Raw genomic sequence first — 18,834 nt, forward strand, 5'->3', positions numbered from 1 at the left:
CACCGGGCGGCCAGGGCTTGTCCGGGCGATCATGTTCGGAGCCGGACCATCGGCTTCGTCTTCCGTACGCTGGTGCTCGCCGTCGTGGGTATGGTCCCCTGCATCGGATTCGTGGCCGTGATCGTGGCCAAGTAGTGCGCTGACCACCAAGACCGCCGATCGGGACGAGGGTGATGGAACGGTCCACCGACTTCACGTTCGGCATCCCGTGGATCATGAACTTCTTCCACCAGGACTGGAGACTGGACGCGGCTTCGGAACCAGAAGCCGTGAGCAGCCAGTTTGTGGAGGAGCTGCACCCGGCATCGGTGCTCCTGGTCCGCCGGGACGCTCGATCCCTGCTCAAGGGAGTTCCCGCCAAGCACATCACCGTGCTGTGGGAAGCATGCGCGCAGAACGGCGAGTATTTCTTCCGGCCCGACAGGGTCCCGGACGGCGCCGAGTGGATGCGACAGGTGATCCACGTATGCGAGGCCTGGCTCTCCCGCCGCCCGGACACACCGACACTCACCGGCCCTGACCTGGACGAGGGCCGTGCACTGGCCGATGAGGTCCTGTCCGCGGTGACGGAGTTCAACGGCATCCTCGACCAGAAGGTGACCGCCGCACTGACCGAGTGCGTCCGCGGCTGTACTCCCGACCTCGCCTTCCGCCTGCTGCTCCAAGCCCTGCCCATCAAGAGCGCAGCGATGTTCCCGGACGCCGTGAACGTGTCCGAGGCCCAGTACGCAAGGCTGGAAGCCCTGGGAAGAGCGTTCCACTACGGGGAGTTCGTGGTAAGCGACGTCAAGCACCTCACCGAATAGGCCGGCACCCGAGGAACTCGCCCTCACCCGTTCCGGGCCCGTCCTGGGACGGGACACCCATGGCGAGGGACCGCCCGACAGCCCGTCAGGATCCGGGGGGTGTGTAGTTGCACATGCCGTAGCGGCATGTGGTGTCGTCGGGGGCACCACAGCACGAAAGGCCCTGTCTGCGATGTACCCCTCCGTCACGCCTCCCCGCGAGGTCAAGATCGGCGATGCCGCCGCCTTCGCCGGAACCACCCCGCGCGCCATTCGCCACTACCACCAGATCGGTCTGCTGCCGGAGCCCGAGCGAGGCGGAGACGGACGCCGCCGCTACGGCTACGACGACATGATCCGCCTGCTGTGGATCCGCAAGATGTCCGAGGCCGGCATCAGCCTGGACGACATGCGGGCCGCCTTCGACGAAGCCCGGGACATTGAGGACGTCCTGGGCCGGCTGGAGGAGACCCTGGCCGCCCAGGAGGCCGCCATCAAGCGTCAGCGCGCGGCAGTCCAGCGCCTGCGGGTCGTGGGCAGCCCACTGGGCTTGCTCTCCCCCTTGGTCACGGACCGGCTCAGCCACCTGCCTTCCGGCGCACTGCGCTCCTCCGACCTGGAAGCCCTGCTGGTCACGGAACGGATCTTCGGGCCGCTGGGAGCCGCACTTCAGGCCGGCGTGTTCATCACCCTGGCCACCCACCCCCGCCTACGGGCCGAGGCAGACCGCCTCGACGCGGCCGACGCCGCCCTCGATGACACCGTCGACCCCCACGACCCGCAGGTCGAGGAACTCGCCGCGCAGCACTGCGCCCACCACAAGGCCCTGCTCCAGGCCATTGAAGCGGCCGGACTGGACGCGGCCGAGGAGAAGCTCTTCGAGATCTACGACGCCGGGGCGAGCGGCGAGGAGGACGCCCGGATGAGCGCCTTCGAAGCGGTCACCAAGATGCCCTACGGCTTCTCCGCGGCCCGGACGCGGTGCTTGGAACTCACGGCACAGCTCCTTGCCGGGGACCTCTCCGCAGGCAGCTGATCGCCGACCACAACCGGTGCCGTTCATAGACGGTCTTCCCAGACGGTCTTCCGAGGGCCGAACCGTTCGGGCAGGTCACGCCACTGCACACCGGTCCGCGCCCGATGCGGAATCCCGTCGATGACCTGCCGGTGACCCCGCCGCCGGCCACAACGCCTGTTGCTCACCGGCAGGAACGGCCGCAGCCGTTCCCACTCCGCATCACTCAGATCACCCCGCCCATGCCCACGACAACGACCCGGACACGGCACAGTCACATGATCGGCCGGGCAAGCCCCAGCCGCCAGAGCGACGTCACCTCCGCCGCGCGCGCCGCGTGCAGCGGGTCCGTGGGGTCGGTCGCCCGCCGGTGCACGGGGCGGGTGTCCAGGCGGCCCACCACCGCGAGGCCCGCGCCGCCGATCGCGTCGAGCAGTTCGGCGCGGCTCCGCAGCCCCAGGTGCTCGGCGAGGTCCGAGATGATCAGCCAGCCCTCGCCGCCCGGCTCCAGGTGCGCCGTCAGCCCGTTCAGAAAGCCGCGCAGCATCCGGCTTCCGGGGTCGTAGACGGCGTGTTCGAGCGGGGTGGCGGGCCGGGCGGGCAGCCACGGCGGGTTGCAGACGACGAGCGGGGCCCGGCCGGGCGGGAAGAGGTCCGCCTCCAGCACCTCGGTGCGGTCCGCGCAGCCCAGCCGGGCCAGGTTCTCGCGCGCGCAGTCCAGGGCGCGCGGGTCCCGGTCCGTCGCGACGACCCGCTCCACCCCGCGGCGGGCGAGCACCGCGGCCAGCACGCCCGTCCCGGTGCCGATGTCGAAGGCCCGGGTGCGCGCGGGTAACGGTGCTTCGGCCACCAGCCGCACGTATTCGCCGCGCACCGGCGAGAAGACCCCGTGGTGCGGGTGGATGCGGTCGCCCAGCGCCGGGACGTCGACGCCCCGGCGGCGCCACTCGTGGGCCCCGATCAGCCCGAGCAGCTCGCGCAGCGGCACCACCGACGGGCCGGTGCCCGGCTCCCCGTACGCCTCGGCACACGCCCGCCGCACATCGGGCGCCCGGCGCAGCGGGATGTCGTAGCCGGGGTCCAGCGGCACCAGGAGCATGCCGAGGACGCGCGCCCGCCGGGACTGCTCCTGCCGGTACCGGCGGAAGGCCTCGGCCGAGGGGAGGTCCGGCGGGAGAGCCGCGGCGCGGCGCCCCCGGGACTCCATGCGGCGCCCCATCGCCCGCAGCAGCTGCCGGGCGTTGTGGAAGTCCCCGCTCCACAGCAGGGCGGTGCCCTCGCAGGCCAGCCGGTGGGCGAGCGCGGCCCGCATCCGGTCGTCCGCGACGGTCACCCGCCGCGGCGGGGGTGCTCCGGCCGCCGACCGCCAGCAGGCGGACCGGGGCTCGGCTCCTTCGGTCCAGTGAACGGCTTGCACCGGCTCATGATCGTCACAACAGGTCCGGACAGCAAGGGATTTTTCGCACCATCACCGGCACCGCGCACTCCCGGCCGCACCGCGACGGTTCCTGACAGCCGCTCAACTCCTTTACGCTGCTGCCACTTTCACCACCCCCCTCACACCGAAGGTGGCATCGCATGCGCACACTTCGCACGGCCGGCACCACCGCGTCCCTGGTGGCCGCGGGTCTCCTCGCCTCGGCCGGTCCGGCCGCCGCCGGGCCGTCCGGCACCGGTGACCTGGCGTACTCCGCCGGCACCGCGGTGGGCGTGCACAACGCCTACGAGAAGGACAAGTACCCCTATCTCGCCGACGCGTTGGACTCCGGAGCCGGATTGCTGGAGTTCGACGTGTGGACGAACGGGCTGAGCAAGAAGTGGCGGGTCTCGCACCAGAACCCGGTGGCCAACAACAACAACTGCGAGAACGCCGGGTCCGCGGCCGAACTGCGTACCAAGGCACGCGACCAGAGCCTGGACGGCTGCCTGGCCGACATGAAGGCCTGGCACGACGCGCACCCCGGCCACCGGCCGGTCATGCTGAAGATCGAGATGAAGGACGGTTTCAACAGCAAACGCGGCAAGGGCCCCGCCGAGTTCGACGCGCTGGTCTCCGCGAAGCTCGGGGACGCGCTGTACCGGCCCGCCGGTCTGCTCGGCCGGCACGCCACCCTCGACGAGGCGGTGCGGGCCGAGGGCTGGCCGTCCCGGTCCCAGCTGGCGGGCAAGTTCCTCATCGAGCTGATCCCCGGCACCGTCGAGGAGAAGAATCCGTTCGACTCGCTGTGGACCGACCGCGAATACGGGGAGCACCTGCGGGACCTGGCCGCTGCCGGGACCTTCTCCCGCGCCACCGCGTTCCCGGCCGTCCACCACGCCGCCGCCGGTGACCCGCGGACCCGGTACAAGGACACGACGATCCGCCCGTGGTTCGTCACCTTCGACGGTGACGCCTCGTCGTACGTGACGGACTCCGGCATCGACACCGCCTGGTACGACCGGAACCACTACCTGGTGACCATGTCCGGGGCGCACGGTGTCGCGCCCGCGATCGACGCGGTGCGGCCCACGGAGGCCCAGGCGCGGGCCCGCGTCGCGGAGCTCGCCGCCGACCACGCCAGCTTCGCCACCAGCGACTGGTATCCGCTGCCCGGGGTCCTCTCCACCGTTCTCCCCCGCGGCCGGTAGGGACCTGGCGGGGCACGGCTGCGATCCGCGGGCCACGGGCCGTACGGGGGCGGGCACCCGACCGGGCCCCGGCCGCGGTCCGTACGGGCACGGAGCGCCCGGTACGGCCGCCGCACCGCGGGTGGTTCGGCGGCACGGCGCGCCCCGGCCGGCGAGCGGCACCGGCCGGGCAGCCGGGCCGCTGCTCGCGTCCGCTGCCCGGCTCCGGGGACCACGAGGATCACGGCCGGGATCCCGCGGAGCCCCGCCGCGACCCTGCCGTCTGTCGCTGATCGTCGTACTCGCGCACACTGGTCGAACACAGGGCCGCAGGACTGACGGCCAGCACGAGGGAGTCACGACATGCGCGTGTCGGTCGACCGGTGGCGGCGGGCTCCGGCCTCGCCGTGGCAGCGCGGCGCGGTCGCGGCCGTGACGGGCGCCCTGCCCGCGCTGGCCTTCCCCGAGCCGTCCCTGTGGTGGCTCGCCCCGGTCGCCCTGGTGCCGTGGCTGCTGCTGATCCGCTCCGCTCCGACCGGCCGCCGTGCGGCGTTCGACGGCTGGCTGGGCGGCGCCGGCTTCATGCTGGCGGTGCACCACTGGCTGCTCCCGAGCCTGCATGTCTTCACCCTGGTGGTGGCGCTGCTCCTCGGCGCGCTGTGGCTGCCCTGGGGGCTGCTCGTCCGGCGGCTGCTGGGCGGCGCGCCCGGGCGGTGGCGGGCGACCGCGGCGCTGGTACTGGTGCCGTCCGGCTGGCTGATGGTGGAGCTGGTCCGCTCCTGGGAGAACCTGGGCGGGCCGTGGGGTCTGCTCGGCGCCAGCCAGTGGCAGGTGCCCGTCGCGCTGCGGCTCGCCTCGCTGGGCGGGGTGTGGCTGGTGAGCTTCCTGATCGTGGCGGTGAACACGGCCCTCGCCCTGCTGATCGCGCTGCCCGCCGCCCGGCGGGCCGCGGTGGCCGGGGTGGCGGTCTGCGCGGCGGCCGCCGGTGCGGCGTGGGCCTGGGCACCGCTGCCGGACCGCACGGGCAGTGTGCGGATCGCGCTGGTGCAGCCCGGGGTGGTGGACGGGGTCGGCAGCCCGGACGCCCGCTTCGACCGGGAGGAGGCGCTGACCCGGAAACTGGCCGGCCGTGACGCGGATCTGATCGTGTGGGGCGAGAGCAGTGTCGGCACCGACCTGGCCGACCGCCCCGACCTGCAACGACGGCTCACGGCCCTCGCGCGCGAGACCGGGGCCGCGCTGCTGGTGAACGTGGACGCGCCCCGCTCGGACCGGCCGGGCATCTACAAGAGCTCGGTGCTGGTCGGTCCGGACGGTCCGGACGCCGGGCGGTACGACAAGATGCGCCTGGTGCCGTTCGGCGAGTACATACCCGCCCGGTCCCTGCTGGGCTGGGCCACCTCGGTCGGCAAGGCCGCGGACGAGGACCGCCGCCGGGGCACCGCTCCGGTGGTGATGACGGTGCCCGGTGCCCAGGGGCTGCGGATCGGGCCGCTGATCTGCTTCGAGACGGCGTTCCCCGACATGAGCCGGCACCTGGTGAAGGAGGGTGCGGCGGTGCTGACGGCCCAGTCCTCGACCTCCACCTTCCAGCACAGCTGGGCACCGGAACAGCACGCCTCCCTGGCCGCGCTGCGGGCGGCGGAGACCTGGCGCCCGATGATGCACGCGACGCTGACCGGGGTGAGCGCGGTGCACGGCCCGCGCGGTGAGCCGGTGGGCGGCCGGCTGGGCACGGACAGCAGCACCGCGGCGGTGTACGACGTGCCGCTGGCCACCGGCTGGAGTCCGTACGTCCGGTTCGGTGACTGGGTGGTCTACGGCTCGGTGGCGGCGCTCGTGCTGTACGGCGCCGCCGAGGTGGCACGCTCGGTCAGGAGGCCTGCTCCAGGGCCAGGGTCACCACCCGCTCGCACAGCTCATGGGTCCGCAGCGCGTCCTCGGCGGTGAGCGGCGCACCGGTGCGGACGGCGTCGAGGAAGGCCAGGACGGTCTGTTCGATGCCGCGCTGCCGGGCCACCGGCACCCAGTCGCCGCGGCGGCGGATGCTCGGCTGGCCCTTGTGGTCGATGACCTCGGCGAGGTTGCGCACCTCCCGCTTGGTGTCCTGCCCGGAGACCTCCAGGATCTCCTCGGCCGATCCGCTCATCCGGTTCATGGTGCCGATGGCGGTGCAGTCCGCGCCGGACATCTGGAGCACGACGTGGTGCAGCAGGCCGTCCCGCACCCGGGCGCGCACGTCGATGTGTTCCGCGGGGGCGGGCAGCAGGAAGCGCAGGGTGTCGACGACATGGATGAAGTCGTCGAGGACCGCGGTGCGCGGGTCCTCGGCGAGCCCCACCCGGTTCTTCTGCATGAGGATGAGATCCCGCGGGTGGTCCCGGCACTGGGCGTAGCCGGGGGCGTAGCGGCGGTTGAAGCCGACGGCCAGGCCGACGCCGCGCTCCTGGGCGAGCCGGACGATCCGCTCGGTGTCGGCGTAGTGGTAGGCGATGGGCTTGTCCACGTAGGTGGGCACCCCGGCCTCCAGCAGCCTGCCGACGATCTCCGCGTGGACGGCGGTCGGGGCGTGCACGAACGCGGCGTCGGGGCGGGCCGCGAGGAGCCCGTCGAGGTCGCGGTGGAGCCGGTCCCCGGGGATGCGGTGGGCGGCTCCGAGCCGCTCCAGCGTGGCCGGGGTGCGGCTCTGCAGATGGAGCTCCAGGCCCGGCTGGGCTCCGAGGACCGGCAGATACGCCTTCCGGGCGATGTCGCCGAGTCCGATGCAGCCGACCTTCACCGTGCTCACCTCGGTTCCGTACGGGGCCCCGCCGGCGGTGTCGTCCCGCCGACGGCAGCATACGTGGGCGCCGGGGGCCGCCAGTCGGCGATGCCGTCGAAGGCCCGCAGGGCCAACCGGGCGCCCAGGCGGTCGGCGGTGGCGACGAACGCGCTCCGCAGCGCCACGGCGGGCGGCGCGGAGAGGCTGACGGCGCGGCGCAGCCGTGCCGAGCGGCGCACCACCTCCAGGGTGCGGGGCCTGCGCCGGGCGGTGTAGTCGGCGAGGGCCCGTACGGTGTCGGCGCCCGGCGGGGCGAGACCGGCGAGCACCACCGCGTCCTCCAGGGCCTGGCAGCCACCCTGGCCGAGGGTCGGGGCCATGGGATGCGCCGCATCGCCGAGCAGGGCGGTCCGGCCGCGGTGGTGTGCGGGGAGCGGACGGGCACTCTCGTACAGGTCGTGGCGGAGGACGGCGTCTTCCTCGGCGGCGGCGAGGACATCGGGCACCGGGTGGTGCCAGTCCCCGAAGCGGCGGAACAGTTCGGCGCGTTCGGCTCCGGGCGCCCGCCCGCCGGGCGGGGCGGTGGCCGCGGCGTAGGCGTAGACCCGGCCGTCGTGCAGCGGCTGGGTGCCCCAGAGCCGGCCGCGGCCCCAGGTCTCGTGCGGCTCGAAGGGCTCGTCGAGCGCGGGGACGACGAGGCGCCAGGCGGTCAGTCCGCTGTAGCGGGGGGCGGGGTGGCCGGGGAAGAGGGTCCGCCGCACCGCGGAGTGGATGCCGTCGGCGCCCACGACGAGGCCGGCCTCGATCGACTCGCCGCGGGCGGTGGTGACCCGGGCGGCGGTGCCGGGGCCGCCGGGGTCGGCGAGGCGCGCCGCGGTCCCGGTCCGGAGGGCACCGGCCGGCAGCAGGGAGGCGAGCAGGTCGATCAGGACGGCGCGGTGGACGAGCACCGTCGGGCCGCCGAAGCGCTCGGCCGCGGCGTCGGCACCGGCCCGGGAGAGCCAACGACCGCTGGGGTGCCGGATGCCTCCCACCGCGCCGTGGGCCGACAGGGAACGGACCGCCTCGCCCGCCCCGAGGGCGTCGAGCGCCCGCAGGGCGTTGGGGGCGAGGCCGATCCCGGCGCCGACGTCGCCGAGTTGCGCCGCCCGTTCCAGCACGGTGACCGACCATCCCCGCTGGTGGAGGCCGGCCGCGGCGGCCAGGCCCCCGACGCCGGCGCCGATGACGACGGCATGTGCCGTGTCCCTGTGCGGTGCTGCTGCGTCCATGTCTCCCCCTCGACTTACTACACCTGTAGTTCCGTTTCGCTTCACGCTACTACAGACGTAGTGAGCCCGGTAGGTTGAGGTCATGACGTCACGTACCGTCCGCGCCTCCGCCGGGCCGTCCGGCCCGGCTCGTACCGGCTCGCGCCCCGCGCTCATCGCGGACACTGCGATCCGCCTGCTCGCCGAGCGCGGCCTGCGCGGGCTCACGCACCGGGCGGTCGACGAGGCCGCCGGGCTTCCCGCGGGCTCCACGTCCAACCACGCCCGGACCCGGGCCGCCCTGCTGGAGGCGGCCGTACGGCAGCTGGCACTCCGCGACACCCGGGTGTTCGGGGCGGAGATCGTGACACCCGACGGTCCGGAGGACCTGGCCCGGGCCGTGGCGCGCACCGTCCACCGCTACCTGACCGAGCACCCGGATCTCCTGCTGGCCCGGTACGAACTGGCCCTGGAGGCCACCCGGCGGCCGGAGCTGCGCCCCATCTACGACGCGGCGGGAAAGCCGTTCCGGGACGTGCTGACGGCGCTCCTGGCACGCTGGGGGTCCGCCGAACCGGAGCGGCACGCCCTGTCGTTGGTCGCCTGGGCGGACGGCGTCATGTTCGCCTGCGCGGCGGGGCCGTACCACGCGGCGGGCGTCACCCCGGAGCAACTCCGGGCCGGCTGCGGGGAACTGCTGCGCGGCATGCTCGGCGACGCCGGGCACACCGGCGGGAAACTCCCTGGCACGCTCCCCGGCGCCCGGACATGATGACCCGCATGACGACTGCTGAACGCACCGTGCCCCCCACCGTTGCCGACGAACGCACCATGCTGGAGAGCTGGTTGGAGTTCCACCGCGAGACACTCGCCGCCAAGTGTGCGGGCCTGGACGAGAAGCAGCTGCGCGAGGCCTCCGCACCGCCGTCGATCCTCTCCCTGATGGGCCTGGTCCGGCACATGGCGGACGTCGAACGGCACTGGTTCCGCAACATCCTGGCCGGCGAGGCCGGCGCGGCGCAGCCGCTGTTCTGGACCGACGAGGAGCAGGACCGCGACCTCCGGCTCACCCCGGACGACAGCTGGGAGGAGGCCCAGGAGATCTGGCAGCGGGAGACGGGGCGCGCCCGCGAGGCCGCCGCAGGGCGCGGGCTGGACGACATCGGGGCCGGGGAGCACCACAGCGGGAAGCGCTTCTCCCTGCGCTGGATCTACGTCCACATGATCGAGGAGTACGCCCGCCACAACGGCCACGCCGACCTCATCCGCGAGCGGATCGACGGTTCCACCGGAGCGTGATCCCGTCCGGCGGTTCCACCGGAACGTGATCCCGTCACCCCAACGGACCAGCCGGAGGGCGAATCGCTGTCCAACGGCACCCGGGAGCAGCAAAATGCCCCGGGTGCACCGATTCACCGCAGCAGTGGTCCTGCTCGCCTCCCCGGCCCTCGCGGGCTGCGTCACCGTCCCCCGCCAGCATCCGGTGAAGGAACCGCCCGTTCCGTCGCCCGCCTCGCAGTCCGCCGCGCCACAGATCGCCGAGGACCGCTCGGTCGACCGCATCGAGCGCATCCGGCCCGAGGCCACCCGGCACACCACCGGCAAGCTCCGCACTCCCCCGCCGCGCACGCAGCCGCCCGCCCCGGTGCCGCGTGCCGAGCGGCCGGGTCCCGGCGTCCGGCCGCGGCCCGCGGTTCCCCGGCAGCGGGACGCCGGTCCCGTGGCACCCGCCAGGCCGCCCCGGTACACCCGCATCCCCGCTCCGGCGCGCACCGCCAATGTGTGCGACCTCGGCGAGACGTACGGCAAGTGGCGGCCGGGCAGCCCGGAGGCCCGGATCTGCCGCAGGGTCTACGGCAAATGACCGCCGGGCGGCTCCGGGTCGCCGGTGGAGCCGCCGAGCCGTAGCTCCAGCCGTGCGATGGCCGCCCGGACGCCGTCGCCGTACTCGTCGTCGCCGAGCACCCGGGCGCTCTCCCGGGCCCGGCGCAGCGCCCGGCGGGCGGCCTCGGGCCGGCGCAGCTTCACATAGTCCGCGGCCAGGTTCAGGTGGATGGACGGGTAGAAGGCACGGACGGCGACGGCGGTGCGGGAGGCGGACGGGGACCGGGAGCCGGCGTGGCTGTCGGCCGCGCGCAGCGCCCGGACATCCCAGACCAGCTCGTCCGCGGGATCGTCCTGGGTGTCGGCCATGTAGTGGGCCAGCGTGCAGCGGTGCAGCGGATCGCCGGCTTCACCGATCTCCGCCCACAGCTGGGCGAAGCGGTTTCTCGCCTCCTCGCGGTCGCCCGCGCGGTGGAGCATGACCGTCTGTCCGATCCTCGTCATGACGGCGTCCTCGGACGCCTCCCCCTGCTGCTCACGGACCATCTGACCTCCCGCGCTCCGGCGGCAGCCGCGGCGGGACGGCGCCGGCCGCCGCACCCGGCAGCCGCCCCCAGACTCTCAGGGCCGGGCCCCGCACGCCCGTGGAGCGCTGCCAGGCCGGTGACCGGCCGCCCGGGGCGGGGGCGGGCAGGCCCGTTCGGACGGGCCCGCCCGGTCAGGCGCCGACGCCCGCTCCGGCGAGGCGAGGCGTCAGCCGAGGTCCGGGATCCGCCAGTCCACCGGCGCGTGGCCCTGCGCGGCGATCGCCGCGTCGATCTGCGAGAACGGGCGGCTGCCGAAGAACTTCTTCGCCGAGAGCGGGGAGGGGTGGGCCCCTTCCACGACGGTGTGCCGGTCGGTGTCGATCAGCGGGAGCTTCTTCTTGGCGTAGTTCCCCCAGAGGACGAAGACCGCCGGGTCCGGCCGGGACGAGACGGCGCGGATCACCGCGTCCGTGAACTTCTCCCAGCCCTTGCCCTTGTGCGAGTTCGCCTCTCCGGCGCGGACCGTCAGCACGGCGTTGAGCAGCAGGACGCCCTGCTCGGCCCAGGGCATCAGACAGCCGTTGTCGGGGACCGGGTGGCCGAGGTCCTGCTGCATCTCCTTGTAGATGTTCCGCAGGGAGGGCGGGGTCTTCACCCCGGGCCGGACCGAGAAGCACAGACCGTGCCCCTGGCCCTCGCCGTGGTACGGGTCCTGCCCGAGGACGAGGACCTTCACCCGGTCGAACGGGGTGGCCTCCAGCGCCGCGAAGACCTCGGCGCGCGGCGGGTAGACCGGACCGTTCGCCCGCTCCTTCTCGACGAAGTCGAGGAGCTCGGTGAAGTAGGGCCGGTCCAGCTCCTCGCCGAGGACGCCGCGCCAGGACTCGGGCAGCATGTCGGTCACGTCAACAACCTCCGGGGTGTGATCCGTTCTTCTCCGGAGAACCTACCGGCGACCACTGACGGCGCCCCTCCCGGGGAGGCGACGCCCCTCCCGGGGAGGAAGGGGCGTCGTCGGGGAACCTCGGCGGACGGCTCCGGCTCAGCCGACCCCGGCGTTGAGGAAGATTCCGCCGTCGACGACGAGCGTCTGGCCGGTGACCCAGCCGGAGCGCTCGGAGAGCAGGAACTCCGCGGCGCCCCCGACGTCCTCGGGCTGCCCGAGCCGGCCCAGCGGATAGGCCCCGGTGACCTCCTCCTCACGGCCCTCGTAGAGCGCCTGGGCGAACTTCGTCTTCACCACGGCCGGGGCGATGGCGTTGACCCGGACGCCCGGCGACAGCTCGTGCGCCAGCTGCAGGGTGAGGTTGATCATCGCGGCCTTGCTGATGCCGTAGGCGCCGACGAACGGGGAGGCCGAGAGGCCGGCCACCGACGCGATGTTGACGATCGCGCCGCCGTTCTCCTTCTGCCAGGCCTTCCAGGCCTGCTGGGCGAAGCCGAGCGCCGAGATCACATTGGTCTCGAAGACCTTGCGGGCCACCCCGAGGTCGAGATCCGCGATCGGCCCGAAGACCGGGTTGGTCCCGGCGTTGTTGGCGAGGTAGTCGAGCCGGCCGAACGCCTCGACGGTGCGCTCCACGGCAGCCGCCTGGTGCGCCTCGTCGTGGGCTTTTCCGGCGATGCCGATCACCCGGTCCGCGCCGAGCCGTTCGACGGCCTCCTTGAGGCTCTCCTCGTTGCGGCCGGTGATCGCGACCCGGTCGCCGCGGGCGACCAGCGCCTCGGCGATGCCGTAGCCGATGCCCCGGCTCGCTCCGGTGACGAGCGCGACGCGCCCGCTGTCCTGCGGTGCAGTCATGATGTCTCCTGTGTCTCCGCGCGTCCGGGCGTCAGTCGAGCGGGCCGCCGGCCACGTACAGGACCTGGCCGGAGACGAAGCCGGCCTGCTCGCCGGTGAAGAAGGCGATGGCGTTCGCGATGTCGTCGGGGGTGCCGACGCGCTGGACCGGGATCTGGCTCGCGGCGGCGGCCTGGAAGTCCTCGAAGCCCATGCCGACACGGGCGGCGGTGGCGGCGGTCATGTCGGTGGCGATGAAGCCGGGGGCGACGGCGTTGGCGGTGATCCCGAACTTGCCCAGCTCGATCGCGAGGGTCTTGGTGAAGCCCTGCAGACCGGCCTTGGCCGCCGAGTAGTTGACCTGGCCGCGGTTGCCGAGGGCCGAGCTGCTGGACAGGTTGACGACCCGGCCGAACCCCGCGTCCACCATGTGCTTCTGGCAGGCGCGGGTGACCAGGAAGGCGCCGCGCAGATGCACGCTGATGACCGTGTCCCAGTCGGCGTCGCTCATCTTGAACAGCAGGTTGTCCCGGAGGACCCCCGCGTTGTTGACGACGATGGTGGGCGCGCCGAGCTCCTCCGCGACCCGCGCGACCGCGGCCTCGACCTGGGCGGAGTCGGAGACGTCGCAGCCGACGGCGAGGGCCTTGCCGCCCGCCGCGGTGATCTTCTCCACGGTGTCCTTGCAGGCGGCCTCGTCCAGGTCCAGTACGGCGACGGCGCGGCCTTCCTCGGCCAGGCGCACGGCGGTGGCCTGGCCGATGCCCCGGGCGCCGCCCGTCACGACGGCGACACGCTGCTCGGTGGTGGACATGCGGATTCTCCTCGCGTTCGGGCCGCTTGGGATGCGGATCCGTCCGGGAGCGGCTGCCGAATGAGCAACCGCTTAGTAGGTAGGTCGGCCAAAACGCTAGAAGCCGCGGCACCCGGTGTCAACGGGCCATGACCGGTCGCGCCCCATGTCACAGGCCCGGACCACCGGTCGGGCGGACCGAAGGATCCGCCCGACCGAGGCTTCAGCGGACCAGGACGTCCAGGAGCCGTTCGGCCTCCGCCTCCGGATCGGTGGTCAGACCGGTGTGCACCGGGCCCGGCTGGACGACCGTACTGCGCGGCGCCACGAGCCAGCGGAACCTCCGCCCCGCGTCGTCCCCGCCCGCCTGGCCCGCGTGTTCACCGCCCCGGCACAGACCCTCGACGGCGTGCAGCGCGGCGCGGACGGCGGACACGTCGGCCGTGGGGTCCAGCGCCCGCAGCCGGTCCTCGTCCAGATGCGTGCGGGCGATGACACAGGACCGGGCGCGGCAGTACACCACCACACCGGCGTTGATCAGCTCACCGCGCTCCACCCGGGGGACGACCCGGAGCAGGGCGTACTCGAAGACATCGCGTCCGTTGTGGAGCCCGTTCACCGTGCGGCCTTTCCATCGATCCGGACCCGCAGCCACTCCGGAGCCCGCGAGGGCTGCTCGCCCGTCCGGGGGCCGAGGGTGATCCGGTCGCGCAGGCCCGCGGCCCGTTCCGCCAGCGCCTCGACGTAGGCCCGGCGCACCGCGTCCGGGGAGTCGAAGCCGGGCTCGTCGGCCAGCCAGACGTCGGGGACTTCGGCCGCGGCACCGGTGAGCAGCTCCTCCGTCACCAGCGGAGCCAGCTCGGCAGCGGCGGCGTCCAGGTCCGGACCGAAGGAGGCCAGGACGTGGTCGGAGGCGTCGTACGGCTTGGCGGCCGCGGTCCGGGCGGACGGCCAGTTGTGGTGCCAGATCATCGTGGCGCCGTGGTCGATGAGCCACATCCCACCGTGCCACACCAGCAGATTGGGGTTGCGCCACGAGCGGTCGACATTGTTGATCAGCGCGTCGAACCAGACCACCCGCCCGGCCTCCACCGGGTCCACCGCGAAGGCGAGCGGATCGAAACCGAGCGAGCCGGGCAGATAGTCCATCCCGAGGTTGAGGCCGCCGCTGGCCTTCAGCAGCTCCTGCACCTCCTGGTCCGGCTCGCCCAGCCCGATGACCGGGTCGAGCCGGATCTGCACGAGCTCGGGGACCCGCAGCCCGAGCCGCTGCCCGATCAGGCCGCAGATCACCTCGGCGACCAGGGTCTTGCGGCCCTGACCGGCACCGGTGAACTTCATGACGTAGGTGCCGAGGTCGTCGGCCTCGACGATCCCCGGGAGCGAACCGCCCTCACGCAAGGGCGTGACATAGCGGGTCGCCACGACTTCATTCAGCATTATCCAAGGCTCCACAACTCTTTTGCCTTATAGTTCACGGTCAACATCATTGAGGTGCACCCCAGGGACCGCGTCGATCAGTCCCGGGGAGAATCCGGGGAGTTTCGACTGACACGCCGCTCCCCCTTCGAGCAGCCCGTCGACGGCCGACAGGCCGACGCGCATACAGAATCTCCCGCCGCGTTCACCGCCGTCCCCCGGCCCGATCGGACCGATGAGGGCCGGTGCGTACGTGCGCACGCACCCCTTGCAGGCCGAACAGGATGAGAAGTTCCACCGCGCCGCCGTCGGCGCTGCCCAGCCAGTGGGGCAAGGACGTGTCGAACTCGGCTGCCTCACCGGGCGGCAGTGTCAGGTCGCGCTCGCCGATCACGAGCCGCAGGCGTCCGCCCAGCACGTAGAGCCATTCGAAGCCTTCATGGGTCTGCGGGGTCGGTTCGAGTGGTTCCGGCCGTTCGGGGATGATCATCTTGAACGCGTGCACCCCGCCCGGCCGCCGGGACAGGGGCACGAAGGTCATCCCGAACCGCCTGACCGGCTTGAGGTGGATGCGGGGGTCGCCCGTGCGCGGGGCACCGACGAGGTCGTCCAACGGAACGTCATAGGTACGGGCCAGCGGCAGCAGCAGTTCCAGGCTCGGCCGGCGCAGCCCGCTCTCCAGCCGGGACAGCGTGCTCTCCGACACGCCGGTCGTCGCCGCGAGGCCGGCGAGGGTGATGCCGCGGTCACGACGCAGCGCACGAAGGCGCGGCCCCACGGCGTCCAGCACGTCGTCGTCCGTTGTGCGGTCCATCGGGCCATCTTGCCGTAACCGCAAGATTCCGTGCCAGGTCGTGAGGTGGCTGGCAAGACTGCCCACATCCCGACACAAGGAGCCTTCATGAGCACCACCGATGCGGTCGCGTTCTGGGACAGCGTCTACGCGGCCCGGCCGGCAGCCGACGGCCCGCAGCCGAATGTCCGCCTCACCGAGACGGGGACGGGCCTGCCGCCCGGTGACGCGCTGGACCTCGGATGCGGCAACGGCGGCGACGCACTGTGGCTCGCCCGCCTGGGATGGCAGGTCACCGCGGTCGACATCTCGGCCGTGGCGGTGGAGCGGCTCGCCGCCCTCGTCCGCTCACACGGCCTGGGCGAGCGCGTCACCACCGTGCGGGCCGACTTGCACACGTCGTTCCCGCCCGGCGGATTCGACCTGGTCTGCGCCCACTACCTCCACACCCCCTTCGGCCTGGACCGGGCAACCGTGCTGCGCTCGGCCGCGCACGCACTGCGCCCGGACGGGCGGCTGCTGGTCGTCGACCACGGCTCGGCCGCGCCGTGGTCGTGGAACCAGGATCCCGGCATCCGCTACCCGAGCCCGCTGGAAGTCGCCGCGGAGATCGGCCTGGCGCCGCGGACATGGACGGTCGAGCGGGCCTACGCACCCCGCCGGATCGCGACCGGACCGGACGGGCGCACCGCCGAGGTCACCGACCACGTCCTCCTCATCCGCCGCACCGCCTGACACGGCGGCCGACGCCCGCCCCCGGCGAAGGACCTGCCCCGACGGATCTGCCCCCGACAAAGGAAGGGAGACCACGGTGCCCAGCACCACGCGCCACAACGGCCGCCGCCGCGACACCCCGCCGCCCCGGACCGGAAACGACGAGACCGAAGTCCTGCGCGGATTCCTCGACTACCTCCGGACGTCGATCGCCGAGAAGGTCGACGGCGCCCCCGAACCGCAGGTGCGGACAGCCGCAGTGCCGTCGGGCACGAACCTGCTCGGCCTGCTCAACCACCTGACGTCCGTCGAGCGCTCGATGTTCCTCGGGGACGACGTCACCGACTGGCAGGCGACGTTCCGGGCCGCACCGGCGGACAGCGTGGCCGATGTCGTCGCCCGCTACCGAGAGGCGGTCGAGCGCGCGAACGACGTTCTCGACGGGTGCACCGATCTCGGCGCACCGGTCCCCCGACCGGACCCGGACCGCCCCGCTCCCAGCATCCGCTGGGCACTCACCCACATGATCGAGGAGACCGGCCGGCACGCGGGCCACGCGGACGTCCTCCGCGAACTCATCGACGGCACGACCGGCCGCTGATCCGCCCAGGACGATCCCCGGTTCGAGAACGCCGTCCGAAACACGAGTTCGCCGATATCCGGGACCCCGCCCCAGCATCCACTCACAGGAGCCCTCCACCATGCACCGATACGACGTCACCGTGACCACCGGCGCCTCGCCGGACATCGTCTGGAAGTTGCTGGTCGACGCCGCAAGCTGGCCGCTGTGGTCCAAGGTGGACAGTCTGGACACGACCCGGTCGGTCGGCCTCGACCCCGGCGGCGACGACGGCGTCGGCGCCGTCCGGGCGTTCCGAACGGGACGTACCGTGACCGGGGAGCGGCTGACCGAGAAGGTCGAGCAACGCCTCCTGGCCTACGAGGACGCGTTCATCGCGTCGATGCACAACTATCGCGCGCGCATCGAACTGAAGCCCACAGCGAGCTCAGGCACGGTCATCCACTGGTACGGCGAGTACGAGACGAGCCGACTGTTGGGCTGGATCATGCCGCGCTACCTCCAGAAGTTCATGCAGGGCATGGCGGATGGACTCGCCCGCTACGCCGAGGAGTGCCATCCGGCTCGGTGATGTCCACGCCGATGTCCACGCCGCGGCGCGTTCGGCCAGGGCTTGCCCGAGCATGGCGGCGGATCGCCCAGCCGGGACCGGCTGGACACCGACACCTCCACACCGATGCAGTCGCCGGTCAGATGGTCGATTGCGGACAGCGGATGGTCGCCGCCTGATTCGGATAAGGCGCAGCGCCGACGGAGCCTACGGTCGAGAAGAAATCAGGTGCTTCGGAGGCGTACATGAACAGCTGTCGCGGTGCACGTACGGCCATGATCGTGGGTGCGGGCGTCGCCGGTCTGTCAGCGGCCACTGCCCTGGCAGGCGCGGGATGGCAAGTGGAGATCGCCGAGGTCAACCCGTCAGGAGCGACTTCCGGCTGGGGGTTGTGCCTGGCCGGTCCCGCGCTACGCGCACTGGCCGGGCTGGGTCTCGCGGAGGACTGTCTGGCCGAGGGCTACGGCATGAACGTGATCACGCACGTGGACGTGGACGGCACACCCGCGCGCCGGATCCGGCTGCCGCGCCTGATCGGTGCGCGGCGACCGGCGATGGCCGGCATGGCGCGCCCCGTGCTGCACCGCATCCTGCATGCGGAAGCCGAACAGCGCGGCGCAGTCGTACATCAGGGACTGACCGTCACGGCGGTGCACCAGGAGGGGGATCTGGTCCGCGTGCAGTTGTCGGACGGGACGGTCCGGCAGGTCGCGCTGTTGGTGGGCGCGGACGGGATCCGCTCATCGGCGCGGAGTCTGCTGGGCCTTGAGACCTCGCTCGACTACCACGGGCAGATGGTCTGGCGGGCCCTGGTGCCCCGCCCGCAGTGGGCCACCGGGATCCACCGGTTCGCCGGGAAGACCGACACGGCGGGCCTCGTGCCCATCTCGGTCAGCCAGGCGTACGTGTTCCTGACGGAGAACGGAGTGGAGCGGAGCGTCCTGCCCGAGGCCGAACTCGCCCCGCGCCTGCGGCAGATACTGGAGGCCTTCCCGGGCCGGGTGGCGGAGATCCGCCCTCTGGTGTCCGTGTCGGAGTCGGTGGTGCGCCGCCCGGTGCTGACCGCGTTCCTGGAGGGCGCCTGGAACCGGGGCAGCTGCGTCGTCATCGGTGACGCCGCGCACGCGCCCGCACCGCAGATGGCCGGCGGCGCGGCTCTGGCCATCGAGGACGGGGTCGTGCTGGCCGAAGAGCTCGGGCGGCACGGATCGGTCGGGGCGGGGCTCGAGGCGTTCGTGCGGAGGCGCAGGCAGCGGTGCCGAACGCTCGTGGCGACCTCGGTGGCGATCGCCCGCCTGGAACATGCGCAGCGCCATCGCGAAACGGACCCGCTGACGGATGCCGGTCACCGGCTCATGGCCGAGCCCGCGTGACCGCCGGGCGCGAAATGACCGACGGGACAAGGGAGTTCCGGAGGTCCGCCTTCGCGCGTCGGA

At 72.8% G+C, this 18,834-nt stretch carries 21 protein-coding genes and 1 pseudogene; 11 read left to right on the plus strand and 11 right to left on the minus strand.

The features are described 5' to 3' along the window. Positions 1-173 precede the first annotated feature (173 nt). The gene (locus AC3EQ1_RS20155; protein WP_432095729.1) at positions 174-806 is read left to right on the plus strand and encodes a hypothetical protein; all 633 of its coding nucleotides are present in this window, start codon (positions 174-176) and stop codon (positions 804-806) included. Between the two features lie 172 nt (positions 807-978). Continuing rightward, positions 979-1,821, plus strand: coding sequence for a MerR family transcriptional regulator (locus AC3EQ1_RS20160; protein ID WP_432095730.1), 843 nt, complete (start codon positions 979-981; stop codon positions 1,819-1,821). A gap of 1 nt (position 1,822) precedes the next feature. Here the strand turns inward: AC3EQ1_RS20160 and AC3EQ1_RS20165 are convergent. Together AC3EQ1_RS20165 and AC3EQ1_RS20170 are read right to left on the minus strand one after the other, a co-directional pair. Further along, positions 1,823-2,072: pseudogene (locus AC3EQ1_RS20165) on the minus strand (transposase); the annotation flags it as partial. A gap of 2 nt (positions 2,073-2,074) precedes the next feature. Next, positions 2,075-3,217 (minus strand): methyltransferase, encoded by a 1,143-nt coding sequence (locus AC3EQ1_RS20170; RefSeq protein ID WP_432095731.1) that lies wholly within the window; start codon positions 3,215-3,217, stop codon positions 2,075-2,077. Positions 3,218-3,378: 161 nt separating this feature from the next. On the opposite strand from AC3EQ1_RS20170, the gene AC3EQ1_RS20175 reads away from it, so the two are divergent. Next, positions 3,379-4,428 carry a phosphatidylinositol-specific phospholipase C domain-containing protein gene (locus AC3EQ1_RS20175; protein ID WP_432095732.1) on the plus strand — a complete coding sequence of 350 codons (1,050 nt, stop codon included), beginning with the start codon at positions 3,379-3,381 and terminating at the stop codon, positions 4,426-4,428. A 342-nt stretch (positions 4,429-4,770) separates the two neighbouring features. Then, positions 4,771-6,357, plus strand: coding sequence for an apolipoprotein N-acyltransferase (lnt, locus tag AC3EQ1_RS20180; RefSeq protein ID WP_432095733.1), 1,587 nt, complete (start codon positions 4,771-4,773; stop codon positions 6,355-6,357). Here lnt and AC3EQ1_RS20185 read toward each other — a convergent pair. Together AC3EQ1_RS20185 and AC3EQ1_RS20190 are read right to left on the minus strand one after the other, a co-directional pair. Continuing rightward, on the minus strand, positions 6,281-7,186 hold the full coding sequence (locus AC3EQ1_RS20185) for a Gfo/Idh/MocA family protein (RefSeq protein ID WP_432095788.1): 906 nt from the start codon (positions 7,184-7,186) through the stop codon (positions 6,281-6,283). The genes lnt and AC3EQ1_RS20185 overlap by 77 nt on opposite strands. Before the next feature lie 5 nt (positions 7,187-7,191). After that, positions 7,192-8,439, minus strand: a complete 1,248-nt coding sequence (locus AC3EQ1_RS20190) for an FAD-dependent monooxygenase (protein ID WP_432095734.1) — start codon at positions 8,437-8,439, stop codon at positions 7,192-7,194. 82 nt (positions 8,440-8,521) lie between these two features. Here AC3EQ1_RS20190 and AC3EQ1_RS20195 point away from each other — a divergent pair, with 82 nt between their 5' ends. The 3 genes from AC3EQ1_RS20195 to AC3EQ1_RS20205 all read left to right on the plus strand — a co-directional run bounded on the left by AC3EQ1_RS20195 (position 8,522) and on the right by AC3EQ1_RS20205 (position 10,282). Beyond that, positions 8,522-9,190, plus strand: coding sequence for a TetR/AcrR family transcriptional regulator (locus tag AC3EQ1_RS20195; RefSeq protein WP_432095735.1), 669 nt, complete (start codon positions 8,522-8,524; stop codon positions 9,188-9,190). Further along, the gene (locus tag AC3EQ1_RS20200) at positions 9,190-9,717 is read left to right on the plus strand and encodes a DinB family protein (protein ID WP_432095789.1); all 528 of its coding nucleotides are present in this window, start codon (positions 9,190-9,192) and stop codon (positions 9,715-9,717) included. Before AC3EQ1_RS20195 ends, AC3EQ1_RS20200 begins: the two co-directional genes overlap by 1 nt. 103 nt (positions 9,718-9,820) lie before the next feature. Beyond that, positions 9,821-10,282: a hypothetical protein gene (locus AC3EQ1_RS20205; RefSeq protein ID WP_432095736.1), complete on the plus strand. Its 462-nt coding sequence runs from the start codon at positions 9,821-9,823 to the stop codon at positions 10,280-10,282. Here the strand turns inward: AC3EQ1_RS20205 and AC3EQ1_RS20210 are convergent. From AC3EQ1_RS20210 to AC3EQ1_RS20240, 7 genes are all read right to left on the minus strand, one after another. Then, positions 10,270-10,788, minus strand: a complete 519-nt coding sequence (locus tag AC3EQ1_RS20210; protein ID WP_432095737.1) for a hypothetical protein — start codon at positions 10,786-10,788, stop codon at positions 10,270-10,272. The genes AC3EQ1_RS20205 and AC3EQ1_RS20210 overlap by 13 nt on opposite strands. Positions 10,789-10,995: 207 nt before the next feature. Then, positions 10,996-11,664, minus strand: coding sequence for a uracil-DNA glycosylase (gene ung / locus AC3EQ1_RS20215; RefSeq protein ID WP_432095790.1), 669 nt, complete (start codon positions 11,662-11,664; stop codon positions 10,996-10,998). 147 nt (positions 11,665-11,811) lie between these two features. Further along, the gene (locus AC3EQ1_RS20220) at positions 11,812-12,570 is read right to left on the minus strand and encodes an SDR family oxidoreductase (protein ID WP_432095738.1); all 759 of its coding nucleotides are present in this window, start codon (positions 12,568-12,570) and stop codon (positions 11,812-11,814) included. 31 nt (positions 12,571-12,601) lie between these two features. After that, complete coding sequence (gene fabG, locus AC3EQ1_RS20225; RefSeq protein WP_432095739.1) at positions 12,602-13,363, minus strand: 3-oxoacyl-ACP reductase FabG; 762 nt, start codon at positions 13,361-13,363, stop codon at positions 12,602-12,604. A 202-nt stretch (positions 13,364-13,565) separates the two neighbouring features. Further along, positions 13,566-13,961 (minus strand): DUF3037 domain-containing protein, encoded by a 396-nt coding sequence (locus AC3EQ1_RS20230; protein ID WP_432095740.1) that lies wholly within the window; start codon positions 13,959-13,961, stop codon positions 13,566-13,568. Then, positions 13,958-14,782 (minus strand): HipA family kinase, encoded by an 825-nt coding sequence (locus AC3EQ1_RS20235; protein ID WP_432095741.1) that lies wholly within the window; start codon positions 14,780-14,782, stop codon positions 13,958-13,960. Before AC3EQ1_RS20235 ends, AC3EQ1_RS20230 begins: the two co-directional genes overlap by 4 nt. A 184-nt stretch (positions 14,783-14,966) precedes the next feature. Next, positions 14,967-15,575: a helix-turn-helix domain-containing protein gene (locus AC3EQ1_RS20240; RefSeq protein WP_432095742.1), complete on the minus strand. Its 609-nt coding sequence runs from the start codon at positions 15,573-15,575 to the stop codon at positions 14,967-14,969. A gap of 87 nt (positions 15,576-15,662) precedes the next feature. On the opposite strand from AC3EQ1_RS20240, the gene AC3EQ1_RS20245 reads away from it, so the two are divergent. The 4 genes from AC3EQ1_RS20245 (at position 15,663) to AC3EQ1_RS20260 (ending at position 18,771) form a co-directional block, all read left to right on the plus strand. After that, the gene (locus tag AC3EQ1_RS20245) at positions 15,663-16,289 is read left to right on the plus strand and encodes a class I SAM-dependent methyltransferase (protein ID WP_432095743.1); all 627 of its coding nucleotides are present in this window, start codon (positions 15,663-15,665) and stop codon (positions 16,287-16,289) included. 76 nt (positions 16,290-16,365) lie between these two features. Beyond that, positions 16,366-16,869: a DinB family protein gene (locus AC3EQ1_RS20250; RefSeq protein WP_432095744.1), complete on the plus strand. Its 504-nt coding sequence runs from the start codon at positions 16,366-16,368 to the stop codon at positions 16,867-16,869. A 100-nt stretch (positions 16,870-16,969) separates the two neighbouring features. Next, on the plus strand, positions 16,970-17,419 hold the full coding sequence (locus tag AC3EQ1_RS20255; RefSeq protein WP_432095745.1) for an SRPBCC family protein: 450 nt from the start codon (positions 16,970-16,972) through the stop codon (positions 17,417-17,419). 224 nt (positions 17,420-17,643) lie between these two features. Continuing rightward, positions 17,644-18,771, plus strand: coding sequence for an FAD-dependent monooxygenase (locus tag AC3EQ1_RS20260; protein WP_432095746.1), 1,128 nt, complete (start codon positions 17,644-17,646; stop codon positions 18,769-18,771). Positions 18,772-18,834 lie beyond the last annotated feature (63 nt).

The organism is Streptomyces sp. bgisy100 (genome assembly GCF_057709105.1).

Bases quoted from the DNA above. Each gene is read 5' to 3' on its own strand.
- AC3EQ1_RS20155 (WP_432095729.1), top strand. From the start codon at position 174: ATGGAACGGTCCACCGACTTCACGTTCGGCATCCCGTGGATCATGAAC.
- AC3EQ1_RS20160 (WP_432095730.1), top strand. From the start codon at position 979: ATGTACCCCTCCGTCACGCCTCCCCGCGAGGTCAAGATCGGCGATGCC.
- AC3EQ1_RS20175 (WP_432095732.1), top strand. From the start codon at position 3,379: ATGCGCACACTTCGCACGGCCGGCACCACCGCGTCCCTGGTGGCCGCG.
- lnt (WP_432095733.1), top strand. From the start codon at position 4,771: ATGCGCGTGTCGGTCGACCGGTGGCGGCGGGCTCCGGCCTCGCCGTGG.
- AC3EQ1_RS20190 (WP_432095734.1), bottom strand. From the start codon at position 8,439: ATGGACGCAGCAGCACCGCACAGGGACACGGCACATGCCGTCGTCATC.
- AC3EQ1_RS20195 (WP_432095735.1), top strand. From the start codon at position 8,522: ATGACGTCACGTACCGTCCGCGCCTCCGCCGGGCCGTCCGGCCCGGCT.
- AC3EQ1_RS20200 (WP_432095789.1), top strand. From the start codon at position 9,190: ATGACCCGCATGACGACTGCTGAACGCACCGTGCCCCCCACCGTTGCC.
- AC3EQ1_RS20210 (WP_432095737.1), bottom strand. From the start codon at position 10,788: ATGGTCCGTGAGCAGCAGGGGGAGGCGTCCGAGGACGCCGTCATGACG.
- ung (WP_432095790.1), bottom strand. From the start codon at position 11,664: ATGCTGCCCGAGTCCTGGCGCGGCGTCCTCGGCGAGGAGCTGGACCGG.
- AC3EQ1_RS20220 (WP_432095738.1), bottom strand. From the start codon at position 12,570: ATGACTGCACCGCAGGACAGCGGGCGCGTCGCGCTCGTCACCGGAGCG.
- fabG (WP_432095739.1), bottom strand. From the start codon at position 13,363: ATGTCCACCACCGAGCAGCGTGTCGCCGTCGTGACGGGCGGCGCCCGG.
- AC3EQ1_RS20235 (WP_432095741.1), bottom strand. From the start codon at position 14,782: ATGCTGAATGAAGTCGTGGCGACCCGCTATGTCACGCCCTTGCGTGAG.
- AC3EQ1_RS20240 (WP_432095742.1), bottom strand. From the start codon at position 15,575: ATGGACCGCACAACGGACGACGACGTGCTGGACGCCGTGGGGCCGCGC.
- AC3EQ1_RS20245 (WP_432095743.1), top strand. From the start codon at position 15,663: ATGAGCACCACCGATGCGGTCGCGTTCTGGGACAGCGTCTACGCGGCC.
- AC3EQ1_RS20255 (WP_432095745.1), top strand. From the start codon at position 16,970: ATGCACCGATACGACGTCACCGTGACCACCGGCGCCTCGCCGGACATC.
- AC3EQ1_RS20260 (WP_432095746.1), top strand. From the start codon at position 17,644: ATGAACAGCTGTCGCGGTGCACGTACGGCCATGATCGTGGGTGCGGGC.